Here is a 20,385-nt window from a genome sequence, read left to right as displayed (position 1 = left end):
GTGGGCGGCGTGTGATGAGGCTGCTGGTCCCCGGATTTCGCAGGTATGTACTCTGCGGGCGTGGCTCTGCGGGCATGGCTCTACCGGGTGGTGAAAGCGACGCTGCCCCTCTTGTACGCTCTTCCGTACCTGGTACGTGATAATGCGTAGTCTTTATTAGGGTTTCCCGGTTGACGGTGCAAGTCAAATTCGTGGACGGCGGATTGGCGGCCGGGCACGCACGCATCCGCGGGGCTGTCCCAAGTTCCATCCCGGGTTGGTGACGGATGACACACCGCGTACCGGATCCTGCGTTCAAGGCCGGCGCCGCTGCCGCGGCCGAAGCCAGGCCTTTTAGTGTCCCCGAATGCGCGAACCGGCCGAATGGCGCTCTCACCGGGTCAGAGTGCGGATGCACTCGTCTTCGGCGGTGCTTAGTTCCTGGGCCAGCTGGTCGGCCCTGTCTTGCAGCAGGATCCAGGGGAGGGTCAAAGCGACGCATTCCGCCGGCAGGACGCCGGCTGCCTTCCCTTGATTCTCCTTTTCGTAGAGCACCTCCGCTTCGGCCTGCAGTTCCAGGCGCTTCTGCCGGATCACTTCGACGGATGCGGCGAATACACCAAGTGCCGAGGCCGCGTGGGTGGCTGCCTGGAACACGGCTTCCCCCGCATCACGGGGAGGATCCATGGCGCGCTGGACCCGCTGCTGCTCGGGGGCGGCATAGGCTTCGGCCAGATATGACCATTTGGTGTGGGCGCGGCGGATGGATTCGTTGACGATCGAACCGCAGCGCAGGACCGCGGACGCGCTCTCCTCGAGATCGGACGGGACGGGCAGGCCGGCCGTTCCACTCAGGTCCAGGGGCGCGCTCATGTCAGACCCCATGTTCGGCTGCCGGTAGCGGAGAGGCGGGCGGGAAGGCTCTTTCCGTCGGGAATGGTGCCTCCGCTTTCCGGACCCGGGTCACCTTCAGGGACGGTAGCGTGGTCAGCCAGCATTCGGGCAACGGGAGGGCCCACCCTCAGCAGCGGGTTCTCAAGGGGCACTATGGGGTAGTAGCACCCCGGCGGCATGATGCCCCGACCGGGCAGCAGAGGTGGTCCTGGACATCCCGGCAACGGCAGGAACGCCCATGGCCAGCGGAATCCATACCAGTCCCGCCAACCGGGCCATCTTTGCGAACCCGGCGGACGCATCCACCACCACTGGGGCAGGCACACCCACCACCAGGGCCCGAAGGCGGGGTCCGGGCTGGGCCGCGGCGGAAGCGGGTTGGGCAGCACTGGGAGCGGGGACCGCGGCCAGATGGGGCGCCAGGGCGGGGGCCCGGGCAGGGGCTCCACGGCTCCGCGTTCATGTTCCGGTTCTTTTTCCGGGGGCGGCAAAGGCATAGGCATAGGCAAAGGCAAAGGCAAAGGCAAAGGCACGGCAGGGATCAGCCCGGGTGCGGTGCCCGCCGGCGGGACAACCGTGGCAGGGGACTCAGGTAGAACAGCCGGAACGGCGGCGGCCGCAGCCTCTGCCCGCGCCCTCATCTGTTCATCGGCCGCGGCGTATTCCGCTACGGCGGTGCGTGCCGATGCAAGGGCGCGCCCGGAGCTGATCATTCCGGAGCGCAGGTCGGAGAGAAGCGTTTCAGCCGCGTATCGGGTGAAGGCGCGGGCCACCGGGCCTGGCCCGAGTGAGGCGCCAACTGCGTCCACCCCGCCCTGAAGATCTGAGCTGAGGGAACCCAGGGAAGCCACTTCCATTTCCGTGTCCCGGAGGACAGTCAGGACCGCAGCGGTGTCGATGTTGTAGGCAACCATGAGTTCCCCTTCCGGTGCCCGGCGGCTGGCCGGGCGTTGAGACATGGGCCGGAAAAGAGGCAACAAATCCCGGCGCCCCGTCCGGTCCGTTCAATCTAACCGGTCCGTTTCACCGCGGATATGGGCAGGGGAGCGCCTGTGGACAAGTCCCGCAGCTAGTGTCCGAAGGTGTCCGAATCTGAAACTGCGGCGTCATTTTCCAAGCCGTCCAGGGAGGAGAGATCCCGGGCATCAAGCTCGAAATCGAAAATGTCCAGGTTCTCCGCCATTCGCTGCGGATTGGCGGATTTGGGGATGGCAACGATGCCTGACTGGATGTCCCAGCGCAGGACCACCTGTGCCGGCGTCTTGCCGTATTTGGCGGCGAGTGTCAGGAGCAGGGGTTCCGCCAGCAGTCGGGTACCCTTGCCCAACGGACTCCATGCCTCGGTCAGGATTCCCAGGCCGGCATTAGCCTCACGGACATCCCGGCGCGGACGGTAGGGATCGAGCTGGATCTGGTTCACCTCCGGCACCAATCCTGCGTCGGCCAGTTTTTTTAGGTGTGCCGGCTTGAAGTTCGAGACGCCCACCGCCCTGACCAGGCCGTCGTCCTGCACGGCACGCATCCCCCGGAAGGCCTCCACATAGCGGTCCAGGTCCGGATTTGGCCAGTGGATGAGCAGTAGATCCACGTACTCAGTACCCAGCCGCTGGGTGGAGGCCTCCACTGCCCGCCGGACGCCGTCGAAACTATGCCATTCCTTGTTGAACTTGGTGGTGATGAAGGCTTGACCGCGATCCAGTCCGCTGCGGCGCAGCCCAACACCTACGCCCTTTTCATTGCGGTAGTTCTCAGCGGTGTCGAAGTGGCGGTAGCCAAGGCCGACGGCGGTGTCAACGGCGCGGGCCGCTTCGTCGTCGTCCAGGGGCCAGGTTCCCAGCCCGACCTGCGGGATCAGGGCTCCGCTGGGCAACGGAAGGGCGGGCACGGAAGTATTCATGGGGGAAGCCTAAGCCACGCCGGTGCCGAACAGCATGCCCAAGAGGTAGGTGGCGCCGGCCGCGCCCAGCCCGATCGCCAGCTGGCGCAGCCCCCGCTTCAGCGGTGACGCCCCGGACAGCAGGCCAACCACGCCACCGGTCACGACCAGGGCCAGGCCCACCAAAACGCACGATACGACGACGGCGGCGAGTCCGGTGAGCCCGAAAATGTACGGCAGGACCGGAATGATGGCTCCGGAGGCGAAGAAGCAGAAGCTGGAGATGGCGGCTCCGAGGCCGGTACCCACGGTCTCGTGTTCATCGACGCCCTCCACCCTGGCCTCCGGATTCAAGGAAAAACTGGGGTCGCAGTCGCAGCTGTACAGTCCCATCCGTTCCGCCGCCCGATGCTCAGCCGCCTCCGGTGTCATACCGCGCGCCCGGTAGACCAGCACCAGTTCGTTGGCATCGATATCCAGCGATTTGGCAGCGGCAAGGGTGATCTGCGTGGGACGGGAGGCTTCAAGCAGTTCGCGCTGGGACCGCACTGACACGTATTCGCCGGCACCCATGGACAGTGCACCGGCCAGCAGGCCGGCGAGTCCGCTGAAGAGGATGAAGCCGCTGGAAACGCCGGTGGCGCCAATTCCCATGACCAGGGCGAGGTTGGACACCAGGCCGTCATTTGCGCCGAACACTGCTGCCCGGAAATTGCCGGAGAGCCGGGTCCGGCCGCGGGTCGCAAGGCCGCGGACCACCTCTTCATGGATCTGCTCATCCGCGGCCATGGCCACGGTGGCATTGGGATCCCGGGAATACGGGGAGCGGCCTTCGGCACGCTGCGCCAGCGCCAGCACGAACACCGACCCGAACCGGCGGGCCAGGAACCCCAGCAGCCGGTTGCGCAGGGATGCTTTGGTGCGCCGGTTGGCGTCATCACCCAGCAGTGCGCGCCAGTGGGCTTCATGCCTGCCTTCGGCTTCGGCGAGGGCGAGCAGGATGTCGCGTTCTTCGCCGTCCCGGCGTTCGGCGAGGTAGCGGTAGGTTTCTGCTTCCGCGCGTTCATCGGCCAGATACTGCCGCCACCGCCTGCGGTCGGAGGACGACGGGGGCGAGCTCTGGGAGCGCTCGTCTGCTGGATGGATGTTCACAATGCTCCTGATACGGGGACCGGAGCATTTCGGGGAGTCTCCGGTCAGCTGATGGCGAAACTGACCGAAGGTCTCGCTCGCCCATGCGTTGAACACTGTGGGTGGAATGCCGGGCCGCGCAACGGCGGCCAGTATGTCGACAGACCTCGGCTCTCCGCGGATCCTGCGTGCGCTGCAGCCTATCTGGCTGCGGACGTTCACTACTATGGATTCTGCGGAAGGGCCGGAGCTACTCCCCTTCGACCTATCAGTGTAGCGGAGAACATCGTGGAACCAGAGGAAGGCCGGATGCAGCGAGCAGGAGAGAACTTTGGCGCAGGCACCAGCGGGCCCGGGAAGGAACCGTTCCGCCCAGCGGCTAAAGTCGAGAACGTGAGTACTCAAACACTTTCAGCTTCCGCAGAACATCCACGGCCCTGGACCCGACATTACGGCGCAGGGGTTCCTGCCGACCTGCGTCTTCCGGAAGGATCGCTGGTGGACATGGTGGAGAAGTCGATCCGGACGTACGGGCCCAAAACGGCGCTTGAATTCTTTGGTGCGACCACCAGCTATCAAGCCCTTGGCGAACAAATCCGCCGGGCGGCCAGCGGGCTGAAAAAGCTTGGCGTGAAGAAGGGCGACCGGGTGGCACTGGTGCTGCCGAACTGCCCCCAGCACATTGTGGCCTTCTACGCGGTTCTTCGGTTGGGCGCCGTCGTTGTTGAGCACAATCCGCTGTACACGGACCGGGAGCTGCGGCACCAATTCGAGGACCACGGCGCCGCGGTGGCTGTGGCCTGGGACAAAGTGGTGGACCGGTTGCAGGCAATGCCGGGCGACGTTCCGTTGCGCAGCATTGTTTCAGTCAACCTCATCGAGAGCATGCCGCTGAAAAACAGGCTGGCGCTCAAACTTCCCGTTCCCGCTGCGCGCAAAGCCCGCAACGCGCTGACCGTGGCCAAGGCCCCGCGCAGCGGAGACCGAAACGTGGTTGCCTGGAAGAAGCTGCTGGACCATCGGCCGCTTCGCCGCCGTCATCCCCGTCCCGCGGCGTCCGACCTTGCCGCCATCCAGTACACCAGCGGTACCACGGCCACCCCCAAGGGCGCCATGCTGACTCATGCCAACCTGATGGCCAACGCCGCGCAGGGCAGGGCCTGGGTGCCGGGGCTGCGGCCCGGTAAAGAGACCTTTTACGGCGTGCTGCCCATGTTCCATGCTTACGGACTGACGCTGTGCCTCACCACGGCTATGAGCCTCGGTGCCAACCTGGTTCTGTTCCCTAAATTTGATGTTGATCTGGTGCTGAAGGCCGTGAAGAAGTCCCCTCCCACCTTCCTGCCCGCAGTTCCGCCGATCTATGACCGCATCGCGGCGGGCGCCAAGGAGCAGGGTGTGTCTCTGAAAGGAGTTCGCTTTGCCATCTCCGGTGCCATGAACCTGCCGGCGGCCACCGTGAAAGCCTGGGAGGAAGCCACCGGCGGATACCTGATTGAAGGCTACGGCCTGACTGAAACTTCACCGGTAGCGATCGGCAATCCGATGGGCCCGACACGGAAGTCCGGAACCGTGGGGGTGCCGTTCCCGCTGACCGACATCCGCGTGGTGGACCCGGAGAATCCCGACATAGACCGTCCTCTGGGCGAACAGGGAGAGCTGCTGATCCGCGGGCCCCAGGTCTTCCAGGGCTATTGGAACAAACCGGCGGAAACCCGCGCGGCGCTGCTCGATGGCGGCTGGTTCCGGACCGGTGACATTGTCTCCGTGGACGAAGACCACTTTGTGACGATCCGGGACCGCATCAAGGAACTGATTATTACCGGCGGCTTCAACGTTTCCCCGTCCGAGGTGGAGGAAGCGCTCAAGCGCCACGACAGCATTGCCGACGCCGCCGTCGTCGGCATTAGCAGGGCTACCGGGGGAGAAGACGTGGTGGCCGCCGTGGTCCTCAAGGAGGATGCACATTTCCAGCCGGAGGACCTCCGCGAGTACGTCCGCAACGAACTTGCCGCGTATAAGGTGCCCCGGAGGATAGTTCAGATCCCGGATCTGCCCCGGTCGCTGATCGGTAAGGTACTGCGCCGGGATGTCCGGGACAGCCTGACCGCACCCGCAGCTTCCGACTCGGTCAACACCGACGGCTCGCCCGCGGCAAGCCAGGACTCCGCCGGAAACGGCAGCAGCACCACACCTAACGCCTAGACCGTAACGCCCAGCCCGGTTCCCCCAACAGGAAGATCAGCACATGCCCAGAACACCTTCACCCCAGCAGCGCCCGCCGGCCGGGGATTCGCCCCAGGGGTACTGGAGCGGAGCCCTGGGCCACGCGGGCCAGCGGTCAGCACAGATCCTCCTGATCCTCCTGCTGGTGGGCGTGGCGGTATACGGCCTGCTGCAGATCACCCTGGTGGTGATTCCAGTGCTGCTGGCCCTCATCCTGGCCGCGGCGATCGCCCCGTTTGTGAACTGGCTGCGGCGCAAGGGCTGGCCGAGCGCCCTTGCCACCGGAGTGTCCTTCCTGCTTCTGCTCGCCGTGTTCGGCGGCCTTATCACCGGCATCGTCTTTGCCATCCGCAGCGAGTGGAGCTCACTGGTGGACCAGGCGGTGGACGGGTTCAACAAGCTGTACGAATTTATTCAGGACAGCCCCATCCCGCATGACGCCGCTGCCATTGAAAACGCCCGTGACGCCGCGATCGACTTTGCCACCAGTTCCGCCGTGGGCAGCGGTGCCCTAGCCGGTATCGGCGCGGCCACGAACTTTGTCACCGGATTCCTGCTGATGGCGGTGGTGCTGTTCTACTTCCTCAAAGACGGGGACAGGATCTGGGCGTTCGTCCTGCGCTGGTTCCACGGGGAACGGCTGCAGAAGGCCCGCCTTTCCGGAACCCGGGCCATGGAGGTCCTGGGCGGATACGTCCGCGGCACCGCCATTGTGGCCGCCGTGGACGCGATCTGCATTGGTGCGGCACTGTTTATCCTGCAGGTGCCGTTGGCTTTGCCGCTGTCAGTGATTGTGTTTGTTGGCTCCTTCATTCCGCTCGTGGGCGCCACTGCGGCGGGTGTGCTCGCCGCGCTGATTGCGCTGGTGGCCAACGGCCCCGTGGTGGCGCTGGTGGTGGTGATCGTGATCATCGCCGTCAACCAGCTGGAAGGAAACTTCCTGCAGCCGGTGGTCATGGGCCGGACGCTGAGCATCCACGCCCTGGTGATCCTGCTGGGACTGACCGCCGGGACTATCCTGGCCGGCATTGTAGGCGCCATCCTCTCGGTTCCGATTGCGGCCGTGACCTGGGCCATCATCAAAGTCTGGACGGGGGAGGACGACGGCGATCCCGAGGAAACCGCCGAAGTCCCCGAAGCGGAGGAGCCGGAAGCCGCCGAGGCCGAGGCCGCGGAGCGCAGCTAGCCTTAGGCCACCGGCGCGGTCTCGAGTTCCGTGCCGCGGCCGGCCACCCGGTCCTCCCAAGCCCGCATCACGCCGTCGTCGGTGCGCCCGGTGAGCAGCGAGCCGGCAATGTAGGCCACGGCCGAGGCCAGCAACCCAAAGTAGATGGGCTCGTTGGCGTAGACGCCGTCGTACTGCTGTTCGCCGGTGATCTCCAGGAACACCATGGTGCCCAGCGTGACCACGGTGCCCACGGCCATGGACAGCGCCGCGCCAAAGCCGGTGCCGCGCTTCCAGGTGAGTCCGCCCAGGATGCTCACGAGCAGCCCGCCCACGAGGATGTCGTAGGAGATCGTCAGGGCTGCCACCACGTCCTGGACCACAATGGCCAGGCCGATGGCCACCAGCCCCAGCCCCAGGACCCACGCCCGGTTCTGCGCGACGGCGTGCTCCGGGTTGCCTTCGGCTGCGGGTGCAGCAGCGGCTCCGCGGCTGCGGAACCAGCCGGCCACAAAGGGTACGACGTCGGCGCGGGCCACCGTGGCGGCAGCTATCAGGGCGCCGGAAGCCGTGGACATCATGGCCGCGACAGCCGCGGCCAGCACCAGGCCACCCAGGCCTATGGGAAGAATGCTGATGGCAACGTCGGCGTACACATCGTCCTTGGATGCCACCGCGGGCAGGACCACACTGGCGGCCATGCCGATCAGGGCTCCGGCCACCCCGTACAGGATGCAGTAGATGCCGGCGGCGGTGCCGCCCCAGCGGGCGATCAGTGGCGTCCGGGCGGTGAAGACGCGCTGCCAGATGTCCTGGCCGATCAGCAGGCCCAGGGTATAGACCACAAAGTAGGTGATGATGCTCTGCGCGCCGATGCCGGTGATGCTGAAGAACTCGGCTCCCACGCGCTCCCGGATGCCGTCCATGCCGCCGGCGGCGTTGAGGGTGAAGGGCAGCATCAGGGCAAACACGCCCACCGTCTTGATGACAAACTGCACCATGTCAGCCAGAGTGATGGACCACATTCCGCCGATCGTGGAGTAGACCAGCACCACGGCGCCGCCCACGGCGATGGCTGCCCAGCGCTCCCAGCCAAAGAGGACCACAAAGATGGTGGCGTAGGCGCCGGTGGACGTGGCGCAGAGCATCAACGTATATGCGAGCATCACGATCGAGGAGACCTGGGTGGACCGGACGCCGTACCGCAGGGTAAGCATCTGCGAAACGGTATAGATCTTTAGCTTTTGGAGCGTGGAGGCAAATAACAGGCTGAGCAGCAGGACGCCGGCGCCGATGGCCACTACCAGCCACATCCCGGATATTCCGTAGGTGTAGCCCAGGCCCACTCCACCCACAGTGGAAGCACCGCCCAGGACCACGGCGGCCATGGTGCCGGTGTAGAAAAGCGGGCCGAGGCGGCGGCCGGCCACCAGATAGTCGCTCACGTTCTTTGTCCGCGATTTGCCCCACCAGCCGAAGGCAAGCATGCCTGCGAGGTAAGCCACCACGATGACGGTATTGAGGTGTTCCATGAAGTTTCCTGCCGTGCGCCGGGCTTGGCGGCGAAGTGCCCCCAAGTAAACATATGTTGTCCCGTAGGCTAATTCAGTGGAGAATCCCCGTCAATCATGACGGCTACGGTGACGCCTTACTGAACTCGGGCAGCGGGCAGTTTGGCGCCGCTCGATATGCTCGGGAAAGGTAACCTGCGGCTGCGCCCCGGGGAAGAAAAGTGAGAGGACGTTTGTCGTCATGAAGGCCTTGCCCGTAGAGCCCTCCAATGCGCCGGTGGCCATCGGGCCGAAGATTCGCCTTGCACGGCAGGCACGGCGGATGACCATTGAGCAGGTGGCCGGAGCCACGGGACTGACCAAGGGGTTTCTGAGCCGGGTGGAGCGGGACCTGACCTCTCCGTCGGTGGCCTCGCTGCTCACCTTGTGCCAGGTGCTGTCGATCTCCATTGGGGACCTCTTCACGGCCCCTGCGATGGAACTGACACGCTGGGGCGATGCCCCGGCGGTGAACCTTGGAGGCACGGGGATTACCGAGAGGCTGTTGACTCCGCGGGCCGAACGCCGGGTGCAGGTGATCCGCGCTGTCATTGATCCCCGGGGCTCCGGAGAGGCCGAGCTGTACTCGGTGGATTGCGAGGTGGAGGTGCTGCACGTGGCCCGCGGCAGGTTTGTGCTGATCTTTGCCGGCGAGACCATGGAGCTCTCCGAGGGGGACACCGTGACGTTTCCCGGGCAGGAGCCCCACTCCTGGCGCAATCCAACGGATGAGGAAACCGTGGTCCTGTGGACGCTGGTCAGCCCGGCGGCCAGCTGACGTCAGCTGCCCGCCGGAGCGCCGGTTTCCAGGCCAGGCTTGACCCGGCCCGGCCAGGCTCGGCCCGGCTTGGCCCGGCCCGGGTCAGGGTGTGGGTCAGGCCGGCTGGTTAGCGGCGGACGGAGTGGTGAGCCGGTTCAGATAGTCCACCGCCCCGGTGATGTCATTACCCTGGGACCGGAATCCGATGTGTCCGTCCGGGCGCACCACCAGGAGCTCGGGGCGCCGGACACTCAGCCCCAGGCGTTCAAAGGCCAGTCCGCTGACGTCCTGGATTTCATTGGGATTATCCGCCGCCAGCCGGCTGCCCACGTTGAGGCGCTGCACGCTGAGCCACGGAGACAGGCGATCGAGAACGTTGTGCAGCTGCAGCTGTGTGTCGGCGGCCCAGCCCGGACCACACAGGAGCACATGAAAGCCCGGGGTTGCGAGGATCTCGTGAAGTCGCCGTTCGCGGCCGTGGTCCAGCACCACGGCATCCGGCAGTCGATCTCCGGCCTTGGGGCCCGCCGTGAGGAAGGCCGGAAGACGGGTCTCACCGGTATCCACCATGTCGCTGCCGCGGTACTGCGTGTCCAGCTGGGAGACCGTTCGGAAAAGGCGATTGCGCAGGGCCTTCGACCCGGAGGCCTTGGGAGCAAGAGCCGGAAGGACCTTGGTGCGGGGCAGCTTCAGCAGGCCGTTTTTAGACGAGGCGAGCCGGAAGAGGCGGTCAGTGAAGTGAAGGACGCTCTCGCCGACGGGGCGCCGTTCGGCATCGTAACTGTCCACCAGCTCCTCCGAGGCCAGGCCGCGTGCACCGAGCGATAGTTTCCAGCCGAGGTTCAAAGCGTCCTGAATGCCGGTGTTCATGCCCTGCGCGGCAACGGGGGAGTGGACGTGCGCGGCGTCGCCGGCGAGGAACACGGAGCCGGACTGGAAGTACTCGGCTATTTGGTGGGAGAGCTTGAATGAGCTGATCCACTGCGGGTCCTTGAGGGAAACGTCGCCGCCGGTGAACTTATCCGCGATGGACTGCAGGGTCTCCAGTGTTACCTCGGATGTGTCGCCGGGCTCTTTCATGCCGATCAGCCGCCAAGTGGCGGGCCGGCCCAGCGGGAACAGCAGCATAAAGCCGTCTTCGGTGAGGTAGGAGTGCATGACGCCGGGTTCCACGCCGTCGGCCTCCAGATCGGCCAGCACAAACGTGCCGGGATAGCCGCTGCCGCGCCAGTCCATGCCGGTTTTGGCCCGGACCGTGCTGTGCGCGCCGTCCGCACCAACGACGTAGCGGGCCCGGACGCGTTCGATGCCGCGGTCCATGCGCTGGATCTTAGCCTCCATCCCGGCAAAGGGATCCTCGGGGTCCAGCCGCTCCAGGTCCTGGAGCTCGACGCCGCGTTCCACCCGGATGCGCCGTCCGGCAAGGTAGGAGGCCAGGGCGCGTTCGGTCTCTGCCTGCGAGAGGAAGAGCAGCTGCTGGAATTCGGAGTCTTCAATCCCGGCGTCGCTCAGGTCCACGGGGATGGTCTGCCCGGGAAGGTGGAGGTGAAGGCCGCGTGCCGGGTGGCCTGCTGCGGCCAGCGCCGCACTGACACCGAAGGGCCGCAGCGCCTCCAGCGTGCGCGGTTGCAGGGCCAGCGCCCGGGAATGGTTGGGCCGGTTTTGCTGGCGGTCGATGATGCGGAAACTGGTGCCGAAACTCTCCAATTGGGCCGCGAGGGCCAGTCCCGTGGGGCCTGCGCCCACGATCAGGACATCGACGTCGTAGTTACTGTCCACACTGTGCTGATGAGCCGCCATAGGAACAGCCTAGTCTTGACGGGAGCCCCGGTTCCACTTTAGCCTCAGGGGAAACACTTGATGCCTAATAGAAAACGAGTTCGGGGGCCGGTCCGCTGGCGTCCCGGCTCGTGCGCAGGGCTTCGCCGGATTCCGGCGGGCCCGGAACTGGAGAAACCAGCATGCAGAATCCGCCGCGGATCACCGCCAACGGCAATCTCGGACCCGTAGACGCGGCGCTGGTGCCACGCTATGCCGGACCTGCCACCTACGCGCGGCTGCCGAGGCTGGACCAGGTGCAGCATGCGGACGTGGCGGTGGTAGGGGTTCCCTTCGACACGGGCGTCTCGTTCCGGCCCGGTGCCCGCTTCGGCGCCAACCATGTCCGTGAGGCCTCTCGGCTGCTGCGTCCGTACAACCCGGCGCAGGACACCTCTCCGTTCGAGAACCTGCAGGTGGCCGATGCCGGAGATATGGCCGTCAACCCGTTCAACATCAACGAGGCCATTGAGGCCGTCCAGGCGAACGCGCTGGACCTGACCGCAAACGGGACCAAGCTCCTGACCCTGGGCGGGGACCACACGATCGCGCTTCCGCTGCTGCGTGCGGCCACCGAACGCGCCGGACAGCCCGTGGCCATGCTGCACTTTGATGCTCACCTGGATACCTGGGACAGCTACTTTGGCGCGGAATACACGCACGGCACCCCGTTCCGGCGGGCTGTGGAGGAAGGAATCCTCGACACCGAAGCCATCTCGCACGTGGGTACCCGCGGGCCGCTGTACGGAAAGCGGGACCTGGAGGATGACCGGCGCTTCGGCTTCGGGATTGTCACTTCCTCGGATGTCTTCCGGCAGGGCGTGGACGAAGTGGTCGCCAAGCTCCGGGACCGGATCGGGAACCGGCCACTGTACATCTCCGTAGACATCGACGTCCTGGACCCGGCCCATGCCCCCGGAACCGGCACCCCCGAAGCCGGCGGCATGACCAGCCGCGAACTGCTCGAAATCCTGCGCGGACTGCGCGGCATGAACCTGGTGGGAGCCGACGTCGTGGAAGTTGCTCCGGCGTATGACCACGCCGACATCACCGCGGTGGCTGCGTCCCACGTTGCCTATGACCTCATCACCCTCATGGGACTCTCCGAATGAGCGCCGGGGCGGGACAGAGCGAAGCGCGCGGCGGATCTCCGGTGCGCCACGTCCGCGATGAGGAGATCCCCAATACCGTGCTGTCCGATGACGCCGCGGTGCCGGCCGAAGGAACGCCGGTGCGCAATGGTGGGGACCTGGTGGTGGAGACTCTCTCCGCGCTGGGCGCCACCACCGTTTTCGGCATTCCCGGCCAGCACGCACTGGGACTTTTCGACGCCCTGTCCCGTTCCGATCTGCGGTTCGTTTCCTCTCGCGTGGAGAATAACTCCGCCTTTGCCGCCGACGGCTTCTCACGCGCCACCGGCCAGGTGGGCGTGGTGTTTCTTTCCACCGGTCCCGGTGCCCTGACCGCGCTCGCCGGGCTGCAGGAGGCCTACGCCACCGGCGTGCCGATGGTGGTGGTGGCCAGCCAGATACCCATTGAAGGCCTCGGTGCCCGCCGCCGCGGAATGCTTCACCAGCTGGATGATCAGAAGGCCTCGGCCGCCAATGTCACCAAAAGCCAGCGCCTGATCCAGCATGCCTCCGGCATTCCCTCGGCCATCCAGGATGCCTGGACCGAAGCCATTTCCTCGCCCATGGGACCGGTCTGGCTGGAGATCCCGCAGAACGTTCTGCTGAACCCCGTTTTGGTGCCCGCCGTCGAGGACGCATTGGCCGAACCGTTCGACAATCCGCCCCGGACCGAACTGGTCAAGGAGGCTGTCCGGTGGCTTGCTGCCGCGGAGCGGCCCGCGATCATCGCCGGCGGCGGCACCCGGCGCGGCGGCGCTGAAACGGATCTGCTAGCCCTGGCGGAAATACTGCGGGCGCCGGTCATCTGCACTCCCGGCGGCAACGGCGCTTTCCCCTGGAACCACGAGCTGTCACTGCAGTCCTGGATCGAAGACCGCCACACCACCGACGTGCTTGAAGACGCCGACGTCCTGGTGGTCATCGGATCGTCGCTGGGAGAGGTCACCTCCAACTACTTCACGCTCCAGCCGCGCGGACGGATTATCCAGATCGACGCCGAACCCCGGGTGCTGGAATCCAACCAGCCGGCGCTGGGGATCCGAGCAGATGCGGGGCAGGCGCTCGCCGCCCTGGTGGAGGCGCTCGAGTCCGTGTCCTGCGATTCGCCCGAGAAGGTTCCGGATTGGAACGGGCAGACAGCCGAAGAGCTCGTGGCGCAAACCCTGGCTCGGGTTGCAGCCCGCTTGGACGGGCAGGACCTGGACATGGAGCGGAAGTTCATGGCTGATATCCGGGCCGCCGTCCCCGCGGCCATGCAGACTTACTGGGATATGACTATCTCCGCCTATTGGGCATGGAGCTGCTGGGATGCCAAATCCGGGCAGTTCCATTCCGCCCAGGGTGCCGGCGGACTGGGATACGGCTATCCGGGAGCCATTGGTGGTGCCGTAGGTCTGGGGGAGCGGGTCCTGGCCGTGTCCGGCGACGGATCGGCGATGTACTCCATCGCCGAACTCGCCACAGCGCGGCAGCACGATCTGCCCATCACCTGGCTGATCGTCGACGACGGCGGTTACGGAATCCTGCGCGAGTACATGGTTGAAGCGTTCGGCAAGGCCACCGCCACTGAGCTAGCTGGTCCGGACTTCGTGAAGCTGGCGGAATCCTTTGGCGTTCCGGCCCGGCGGACAACACCGGACGGTGTCCGGGCAGCGCTGGAAGAATGCCTCGCCGCGGACGGACCCAACGTGGTGGTGGTCCAAGCCACGATCGGCCTCTTCGCCCCGACACACCTGACGGTCTAATACCGGTCGTCCCGCTCAGGCCCCCGGGTTCTGCCGCGGATCCATCCTGTGATCTAGTTCGTTGACTCAGGCAATCAACAGTCGTATTGTTGCCTAAGGTAAGCAACAGTGCGTCTAGACAGGTGTTTCGTGGCAGTAAACCAGCAGTCAGCCGAAGAGCTCATCACTTTGATCTTCCGGCTCCAGCGCCAACTCCGCTGCGTCGCGCAGAAAAGTTCCGACCCGCGCGGACCCGGCACCGCCCTGCAGGGCGTTATGCGTGTGATCGGCGATCACGGCGAGATCCGGGCCACCGAACTGGCCAAAAAACTCGGCATCGGAACGGCCGGGCTGAGCCGGCACATTTCCGAACTCGTGGAGTTGGGATATGTCTGCCGGCGGCCCCATCCGGAAGACCGCCGGGCATACCTCATCAGCCTGACGCCGGCAGGAACCCAGACGGTCTCGGACGAGATGCGCCGCCGGGGGGCACTGCTGCAGCACATGCTCGAGGACTGGACCGATGAAGATGCAATCTCGGCCAATGAGTCCCTGACCAAACTCACGGAAACACTACAGAGAACAATCCGCGCAATGAAGCCGGGTCCCCACCAGATGCCCATCCCGGCAGGAGAAAACACTAAGTGACAGAGTCGCAGAGAACCTCTACCGCCCAGAATCCCGGCCCGTCCGGGCAGAATCCCGCGCCGGCCACCAATCCCGCGCCGGCCACCAATCCCGCGCCGGCCACCAACCCCGGGCCGGCCACAAAGTCCAAGCCCGCCAAAGTCCGGCGGAACGGCAAGCCTGCCCGGCAGGAGCACGTCCCCGGCGACATGAGCCACCGGCAAATCCTCCAGGCCCTGACCGGTCTGCTGGCGGCTCTGTTCACCGCCATGCTGAGCACCACCATCGTGGCAAACGCCTTGCCCACCATCATGGCCGACCTGCACGGCACGCAGACGGACTTCGCCTGGGTGGTCACAGCCGCGCTGCTGGCCAACGCCGTTTCCACGCCGATCTGGGGCAAGCTCGCCGACCTGTTCAGCAAGAAGCTCCTCGTCCAGCTGAGCATCATCATCTTTGTGATCGGCTCGGTCATCGCAGGTCTGGCGGACAGCATGCCCGTCCTGCTCAGCGCCCGGGTGATTCAAGGTCTGGGCATGGGTGGCCTGACCGCGCTGGTGCAGGCCGTCATTGGCTCCATCATTCCGCCGCGCGAACGCGGCCGGTACTCGGGCTACATGGGTGCGGTCATGGCGGTTGCCACGGCCGGTGGCCCGCTGCTGGGCGGCTTCATTGTGGACAGCCCGTTGGGCTGGCGCTGGACGTTCTTCCTGTGCGTGCCGCTGGCCGTGATCGCGCTGTTCCTGCTCCAGGTCACGCTGCGCCTGCCGCACACCCGCCGCAGGGTCAGCATTGACTGGCTCGGCTCCGTCCTCCTGACCGCAGGCGTTTCGCTGCTGCTGATCTGGGTGTCCTTTGCCGGAAAGGCCGGCTACTACGAGTGGATGTCCTGGCAGACCGCAGCGATGGTGGGTGGCGCCGTCGTCCTCCTGGCCCTGCTGGTCCTGGTGGAATCCAAGGTCCGCGAGCCCATCATCCCGCTGAAGATCATCCGCCAGCGCACCACCGCGCTGTCCATCGTCGCCTCGGTGGCCGTGGGCATTGCGATGTTCGGCTCCACCACCTTCCTGGGTCAGTACTTCCAGATTGCCCGCGGCTTCAGCCCCACCGAGGCCGGCCTGCTGATGCTTCCCATGATCGCCGGCAACCTGTTGGGTTCCGTGGGATCCGGCCAGCTGATTAGCCGCTTCGGCAAGTGGAAGCGGTTCCTGATTGCCGGCACGATCATGGTCATTGCCGGCACCGGCCTGGCCGGAACCATGGACCATGAGACCGACATGGTCCTGGTCAGCGTGTACATTTTCGTGCTCGGCCTGGGCATGGGACTGCTGATGCAGAACCTGGTCCTGGCTGTGCAGAACACCGTCCGGGTCTCCGAGGTCGGCTCCGCGAGCGCTTCCATTGCGTTCTTCCGCACCGTCGGCGGCGCTGTGGGTGTCTCCGTTCTGGGCGCGGTCATGTCCAGCTCCGTGAGCAGCCGGGCCGCTGACGGCCTCAGCGCCGCCAACATTCCGGTGTCCGACGGCGGTGCCGGCGACTCGCTGGATATCGGCAGCCTGCCGCCTGCCATTCAGGGCATTTTCCGTGCGGCCTACGGCGATGCCACGGCCACGATCTTCCAAATTGCCGCCGTGATTTCCGTAGTGGCACTGATCGCCGTGCTCTTCATCAAGGAGCAGGTGCTGCGCCGCACGCTGGATATCAAGCCGGCCGCGCAGATGCCCGTGGAGCACGGCCTGGGTGGTTCCGTCCCGGCCGGCTCCGCAGGAACCCCCGCCGGTTCCGTCACCGAGACTGCTTCCGGCTCGTTGCCGGGCAGCGACGGTGTCCCCGACTCAGATGCCGACGGCGGGAGGTCGGCAGCCGCCGCCTCGCACGGGCGCTCCGGCACTGACTGATCGTACGACCCGGTCAGATGCGTTTCAGCTGAACCCGGCACCCTCCGGCCCGGTCCCTGCACAGGGGCCGGGCCGGAGCCCGTTAAATTGGAGCCCGTGAGGCAAAAAGGGCACAACCGTGTGCGCTACAGGCGCTACTGCATCGTGAACCGTTTCGCCACCAAGTTACTGGCCGCCGGGGACCGCAGGATCCGCGCCAGGCCGGCGTTGCGGGTGGCCAGCACCCGCGGAGCCAGCGGCCGGCCAAGAGCCATATTCAGCTGCGCCTGCGCAGACGCCACCACGGCAGCCCGACGCCGGCCCCGGGCAAAGCCCGCCAGCGGTGCCCCGACATCCTCCCCGCGCAGCGAAGCAACGATGATTGGAGCCAGGGCTTCGGCATCGAGCCAGCCGAGGTTCATCCCCTGCCCACCGATCGGGCTGACCTCATGGGCGGCGTCGCCAATGAGCACGGTGCGCCCGCGAACCAGTTCCCGGGCCAGGCCCGTGCGTACCGTAAAGGCACTGAGCATGGTGTTGGTTTCGGGGTTCGGGCGCATGCCGGTCCGGCCCCCGATCATGCGGGCGAGGTCCGCGGCCGTGGCCTCGGGCATCAGCTGATCGGTATGGGCGACCCAGCGCCGGACCCCTCCGGGCAGCGGAAAAGACTCCACGATCCCCGCGGTCTCAAGGTAGAGCACGCCCACGGCTCCGTCCCCGGTGTTGTCCGCGAAGTCGCCCATGAGGTAGGTGTCCGGCAGAGTGCGCGTCCGGCATGGCATTCCGAGCAGTTGCCGCAGTCCGGACCGTGCCCCGTCGGCCGCCACTGTGATCCGCGCCGACACCGCAAACTCGTTCGGCCCGGAAGCGCTGCACTCGACAGGGTTGAGAGGGTCGGTGCCCGGGACCGCGGAGCCGCGCAGCAGGACCCGGCCGCCGTCGTCGTGCAGTTTAGTAACCTTCACACCGCGCACCAGCGCCCCGGGATCCAATTCGTTCAGCCGCGCCTCCAGGATCGCCTCGGTGCGCAGCTGCGGCAGGGTCAGGACGTAGGGGAACCGCTGCGACGCCGCGGAAAAGTCCACCGCCGCCACCGGCCGCCCCCCGCTGCGCGCTTCGCCGCGGCGGATCTGCACGCCCTCACCGCTGATGGTCTTGGCAACACCGGCGGCGGCCAGGGCCTGAAGCGCCGGAGGATGAATGCCGATGGCGCGCGAATGCGGAGACCGCTCGAGGCGCTGCTCCAAAACCTGCACGCTCACACCCGCCTGGGCCAGGAGCACCGCCAAAAACACGCCCACCGGACCGCCGCCCACCACGGCCACATCGGTTTCAGTGCGGGGAGCAATGGCGGCGGGACGCTCCGGCAAGACTGTCACGACTGGTCTCCGGATGGTGTGTGCAGCAGCAGGTTTTGCCATGGCCGGTGCTGCACGCAGTTCCAGCCCGGCGGGGCAGCGGCTGCGAGTTCCGCCGCAGAGTAGCTGCGCCGGATGGACGTCAGGCCGTCCCGGCGGATGAAGCTGCCGGGGAAAAACGGCAGGGTACCGGCCGAAAACAGGGCATAACCCCAGCGGCTGCGCTCAATATCGCTGTGCAGGCTCAGCCGGGTGCCCAGCTGCTCCGAGTCGGCGAGCAGGGAGGAGAACTGCTCATCGGTGAGGTGGTGCAGGACATGGTTGGAGATCACGACGTCGTAGGTCCTGCCTTCCGCCACCAGCTCTGAGCTGAACGCCCGCCGAAATTCCAGTCCCGGCAGCGGCGGCTGCGAGGAGGCAAAGGCGTGCGCCCGTTCATCCGGGTCGATTCCGGTGATCTCCAGCCGCAGGCCGTCACGGCGGGCCCAGCGGGCCAGCATCCGCGGGACATCCCCGCCGCCGGAGCCAATGTCCAGCAGGGTGTTGGTCCGGCCTGTCTCGAACACTGGACGCAGGTACCTGACGTAGTTGCGCCGCCAGCCGGAGACCACGGCGTTGATCAGCCAAAACTGGGCGTAGGTCCGCTGCAGTTTCACCGGATCGCAGTCGGCACGGTCCATCTCCTCCACCGCATGGATATCCCGCTCCGCCAGGGACCGGAGGCGTGGCGGAGTGAGCCGCCGCGCCAGGGGGCCCTGCACCGGAGCGCCCGCGGAAGTTCCGATGCTCACACTCCTGCCGGTGCGGGGACAGCGGGGACAGCGGCATCAGCGATGGTTGGGCCGGGGACGGTAGCCGGATCGGCTGCGCCGACCGGCGTCTGGTCTGCAGCCCTGTCCGCTGCGTCAGAAACCACTGGGCCTCCAACACGGGTGAACAGGCCGGTTTCAACAGTCAGCCCGGGGCCGAACGCCATGGAACAGATGCGTTCATTGCCGCCGCGGAACGGTTGATCCAGGATGTGCTTGAGCACAAACATCACCGTGGCGCTGGACATGTTCCCCCAGTTGCGCAGAGTCTCCCGGGCGGGCACCAGTTGCTCCTCGGTCAGGTCCAGTTTCGCCTCCACCTTATCCAGGATGCTACGTCCGCCGGGGTGGATGGCCCAATGCTCAATGTTCCGGTAGGGGTGTCCGGCCAGAGAAGGATCACGGGCGAGCAGGGGTTCCAGGGCGCCAACAATGTGGTCGTCGATGATGTGCGGTACGTAGGTTCCCAGCACCATCTCAAAGCCTTCGTCCCCGATGTTCCAGGCCATGGATTCCTCGCCCACCGGGGTCAGGACGGTCTCGAAGTGGTCCAGCTGAATGCCGGGGGCGTTACCCGGCAGGTCACGGGCGGTGATGACGGCAGCCGCGGCGCCGTCCGCGAAGAGGGATGATCCCATGATGGTGTCCGGGTCATTGGAGGTTCGCACATGCAGGGAGCACAGCTCTGCACTGACAACCAGCACCACGGCTTCCGGATCCGCTTCGCAGAAGGACTTGGCCGCCCGCATGGCCGGGAAGGCCGCATAACAGCCCATGAATCCCAGATGGAAGCGCTGCACTGAAGGATTCAGGCCAAGCGCGCGGACCACCTTGTAATCAGGTCCGGGATTGAAGAAACCGGTGCAGGAAACGGTGATGACGTGGGTGATGTCGCCGGGCCCGATGCCTTCGCAGGCGGCAACGGCTTTGCCGGCGGATTCAATAAAAAGTTTAGTGGCCTCGGTCGCGAAAATATCGTTTCGTGTTTTGGTACTGGGGCTGAGCATGTTGCCGGATTCGGCATCAAAGAATTTGGGGTTCTCGGAGTGGTAGGACAGGGACAGTTCGGCCAGGGCAGTGCGGCGGGTGTCGATGGCCGCGGAGTTGAAGCAGGTGGTGACAAGCCTTTGTCCCAGCCGGGTAAGGCCAGGCTGGGCAGCGAAGACGTCCCGGGCTTCGGTTTGTACCAGCACGGTGGGCGGGACAGCAATTTCCAGTGATCTGAGGGTAACCGTCATAGTCCATTCTTAGGGGAATGTTCCGCAGGACACAATGGCGGGGTCCGCTGCAAACTACGCGAAGCGGGCCGGACACCCCGGCTGCCGGTCCGGATGAGGTATTTGGGCGCAATAGCGGGTGCAGACTGCCTTTGACGGGGATTGAGTGCGCCGCGGTATGCGGCCATACTCAATGAATCATCGACCCAGGCAGCATGGCGGCGATGGGAAATGTCAACGGAGA

General features: G+C 65.9%; 16 protein-coding genes. 7 read left to right on the top strand and 9 right to left on the bottom strand.

Annotation, left to right across the window (positions count from 1 at the left end; translation table 11 throughout):
• Positions 1 to 372: 372 nt before the first annotated feature.
• The 4 genes from ABIB35_RS11565 to ABIB35_RS11550 all read right to left on the bottom strand — a co-directional run bounded on the left by ABIB35_RS11565 (position 373) and on the right by ABIB35_RS11550 (position 3,895).
• Complete coding sequence (locus ABIB35_RS11565) at positions 373 to 852, bottom strand: hypothetical protein (RefSeq protein WP_354181519.1); 480 nt, start codon at positions 850 to 852, stop codon at positions 373 to 375.
• The gene (locus ABIB35_RS11560; protein WP_354181517.1) at positions 849 to 1,787 is read right to left on the bottom strand and encodes a DUF6507 family protein; all 939 of its coding nucleotides are present in this window, start codon (positions 1,785 to 1,787) and stop codon (positions 849 to 851) included. The genes ABIB35_RS11565 and ABIB35_RS11560 overlap by 4 nt, the downstream gene beginning before the upstream one ends.
• A 155-nt stretch (positions 1,788 to 1,942) precedes the next feature.
• On the bottom strand, positions 1,943 to 2,770 hold the full coding sequence (locus ABIB35_RS11555) for an aldo/keto reductase (protein WP_354181515.1): 828 nt from the start codon (positions 2,768 to 2,770) through the stop codon (positions 1,943 to 1,945).
• 9 nt (positions 2,771 to 2,779) lie between these two features.
• The gene (locus ABIB35_RS11550; RefSeq protein WP_502915781.1) at positions 2,780 to 3,895 is read right to left on the bottom strand and encodes a VIT1/CCC1 transporter family protein; all 1,116 of its coding nucleotides are present in this window, start codon (positions 3,893 to 3,895) and stop codon (positions 2,780 to 2,782) included.
• A 378-nt stretch (positions 3,896 to 4,273) separates the two neighbouring features.
• On the opposite strand from ABIB35_RS11550, the gene ABIB35_RS11545 reads away from it, so the two are divergent.
• Entirely contained in the window at positions 4,274 to 6,085 is a 1,812-nt protein-coding gene (locus ABIB35_RS11545) for a long-chain-fatty-acid--CoA ligase (RefSeq protein WP_354181511.1), read from the top strand.
• A gap of 43 nt (positions 6,086 to 6,128) precedes the next feature.
• Positions 6,129 to 7,292, top strand: coding sequence for an AI-2E family transporter (locus ABIB35_RS11540; RefSeq protein ID WP_354181509.1), 1,164 nt, complete (start codon positions 6,129 to 6,131; stop codon positions 7,290 to 7,292).
• 2 nt (positions 7,293 to 7,294) lie between these two features.
• On the opposite strand, the gene ABIB35_RS11535 is transcribed toward ABIB35_RS11540, so the two are convergent.
• On the bottom strand, positions 7,295 to 8,803 hold the full coding sequence (locus ABIB35_RS11535; protein ID WP_354181507.1) for a sodium:solute symporter family protein: 1,509 nt from the start codon (positions 8,801 to 8,803) through the stop codon (positions 7,295 to 7,297).
• 220 nt (positions 8,804 to 9,023) lie between these two features.
• On the opposite strand from ABIB35_RS11535, the gene ABIB35_RS11530 reads away from it, so the two are divergent.
• A complete protein-coding gene (locus ABIB35_RS11530; protein ID WP_354181505.1) occupies positions 9,024 to 9,599 on the top strand; it encodes a helix-turn-helix domain-containing protein in 576 nt (191 codons plus the stop codon).
• A 96-nt stretch (positions 9,600 to 9,695) separates the two neighbouring features.
• Here the strand turns inward: ABIB35_RS11530 and ABIB35_RS11525 are convergent, their stop codons facing one another.
• Complete coding sequence (locus ABIB35_RS11525; RefSeq protein WP_354181503.1) at positions 9,696 to 11,381, bottom strand: FAD-dependent monooxygenase; 1,686 nt, start codon at positions 11,379 to 11,381, stop codon at positions 9,696 to 9,698.
• A 161-nt stretch (positions 11,382 to 11,542) separates the two neighbouring features.
• On the opposite strand from ABIB35_RS11525, the gene speB reads away from it, so the two are divergent.
• The 4 genes from speB to ABIB35_RS11505 all read left to right on the top strand — a co-directional run bounded on the left by speB (position 11,543) and on the right by ABIB35_RS11505 (position 16,778).
• Positions 11,543 to 12,511, top strand: coding sequence for an agmatinase (gene speB / locus ABIB35_RS11520; RefSeq protein ID WP_354181501.1), 969 nt, complete (start codon positions 11,543 to 11,545; stop codon positions 12,509 to 12,511).
• The gene (locus ABIB35_RS11515) at positions 12,508 to 14,274 is read left to right on the top strand and encodes a thiamine pyrophosphate-binding protein (protein WP_354181499.1); all 1,767 of its coding nucleotides are present in this window, start codon (positions 12,508 to 12,510) and stop codon (positions 14,272 to 14,274) included. The genes speB and ABIB35_RS11515 overlap by 4 nt, the downstream gene beginning before the upstream one ends.
• 129 nt (positions 14,275 to 14,403) lie before the next feature.
• Positions 14,404 to 14,901 carry a MarR family winged helix-turn-helix transcriptional regulator gene (locus ABIB35_RS11510; RefSeq protein WP_354181497.1) on the top strand — a complete coding sequence of 166 codons (498 nt, stop codon included), beginning with the start codon at positions 14,404 to 14,406 and terminating at the stop codon, positions 14,899 to 14,901.
• Positions 14,902 to 15,089: 188 nt separating this feature from the next.
• Positions 15,090 to 16,778 carry an MDR family MFS transporter gene (locus ABIB35_RS11505; RefSeq protein WP_502915780.1) on the top strand — a complete coding sequence of 563 codons (1,689 nt, stop codon included), beginning with the start codon at positions 15,090 to 15,092 and terminating at the stop codon, positions 16,776 to 16,778.
• A 134-nt stretch (positions 16,779 to 16,912) separates the two neighbouring features.
• Here the strand turns inward: ABIB35_RS11505 and ABIB35_RS11500 are convergent, their stop codons facing one another.
• From ABIB35_RS11500 to ABIB35_RS11490, 3 genes are read right to left on the bottom strand one after another with little or no spacing between them, the layout of a single operon-like run.
• Positions 16,913 to 18,136 (bottom strand): FAD-dependent oxidoreductase, encoded by a 1,224-nt coding sequence (locus tag ABIB35_RS11500; protein ID WP_354181493.1) that lies wholly within the window; start codon positions 18,134 to 18,136, stop codon positions 16,913 to 16,915.
• On the bottom strand, positions 18,133 to 18,864 hold the full coding sequence (locus tag ABIB35_RS11495) for a class I SAM-dependent methyltransferase (protein ID WP_502915779.1): 732 nt from the start codon (positions 18,862 to 18,864) through the stop codon (positions 18,133 to 18,135). The genes ABIB35_RS11500 and ABIB35_RS11495 overlap by 4 nt, the downstream gene beginning before the upstream one ends.
• A 38-nt stretch (positions 18,865 to 18,902) precedes the next feature.
• On the bottom strand, positions 18,903 to 20,162 hold the full coding sequence (locus tag ABIB35_RS11490) for a type III polyketide synthase (protein WP_354181490.1): 1,260 nt from the start codon (positions 20,160 to 20,162) through the stop codon (positions 18,903 to 18,905).
• Between the last annotated feature and the right edge of the window lie 223 nt (positions 20,163 to 20,385).

The sequence above is a fragment of the Arthrobacter sp. UYP6 genome (assembly GCF_040547315.1).
GTDB lineage: Bacteria > Actinomycetota > Actinomycetes > Actinomycetales > Micrococcaceae > Arthrobacter_B.
This window is presented reverse-complemented; position numbering and strand designations above follow the sequence as displayed.

What these genes read in the sequence shown, in the direction of transcription:
- ABIB35_RS11525 (WP_354181503.1), bottom strand. Translation starts at nt 11,381, where the DNA reads ATGGCGGCTCATCAGCACAGTGTGGACAGTAACTACGACGTCGATGTC.
- ABIB35_RS11490 (WP_354181490.1), bottom strand. Translation starts at nt 20,162, where the DNA reads ATGACGGTTACCCTCAGATCACTGGAAATTGCTGTCCCGCCCACCGTG.
- ABIB35_RS11535 (WP_354181507.1), bottom strand. Translation starts at nt 8,803, where the DNA reads ATGGAACACCTCAATACCGTCATCGTGGTGGCTTACCTCGCAGGCATG.
- ABIB35_RS11505 (WP_502915780.1), top strand. Translation starts at nt 15,090, where the DNA reads ATGAGCCACCGGCAAATCCTCCAGGCCCTGACCGGTCTGCTGGCGGCT.
- speB (WP_354181501.1), top strand. Translation starts at nt 11,543, where the DNA reads ATGCAGAATCCGCCGCGGATCACCGCCAACGGCAATCTCGGACCCGTA.
- ABIB35_RS11555 (WP_354181515.1), bottom strand. Translation starts at nt 2,770, where the DNA reads ATGAATACTTCCGTGCCCGCCCTTCCGTTGCCCAGCGGAGCCCTGATC.
- ABIB35_RS11515 (WP_354181499.1), top strand. Translation starts at nt 12,508, where the DNA reads ATGAGCGCCGGGGCGGGACAGAGCGAAGCGCGCGGCGGATCTCCGGTG.
- ABIB35_RS11530 (WP_354181505.1), top strand. Translation starts at nt 9,024, where the DNA reads ATGAAGGCCTTGCCCGTAGAGCCCTCCAATGCGCCGGTGGCCATCGGG.
- ABIB35_RS11565 (WP_354181519.1), bottom strand. Translation starts at nt 852, where the DNA reads ATGAGCGCGCCCCTGGACCTGAGTGGAACGGCCGGCCTGCCCGTCCCG.
- ABIB35_RS11540 (WP_354181509.1), top strand. Translation starts at nt 6,129, where the DNA reads ATGCCCAGAACACCTTCACCCCAGCAGCGCCCGCCGGCCGGGGATTCG.
- ABIB35_RS11560 (WP_354181517.1), bottom strand. Translation starts at nt 1,787, where the DNA reads ATGGTTGCCTACAACATCGACACCGCTGCGGTCCTGACTGTCCTCCGG.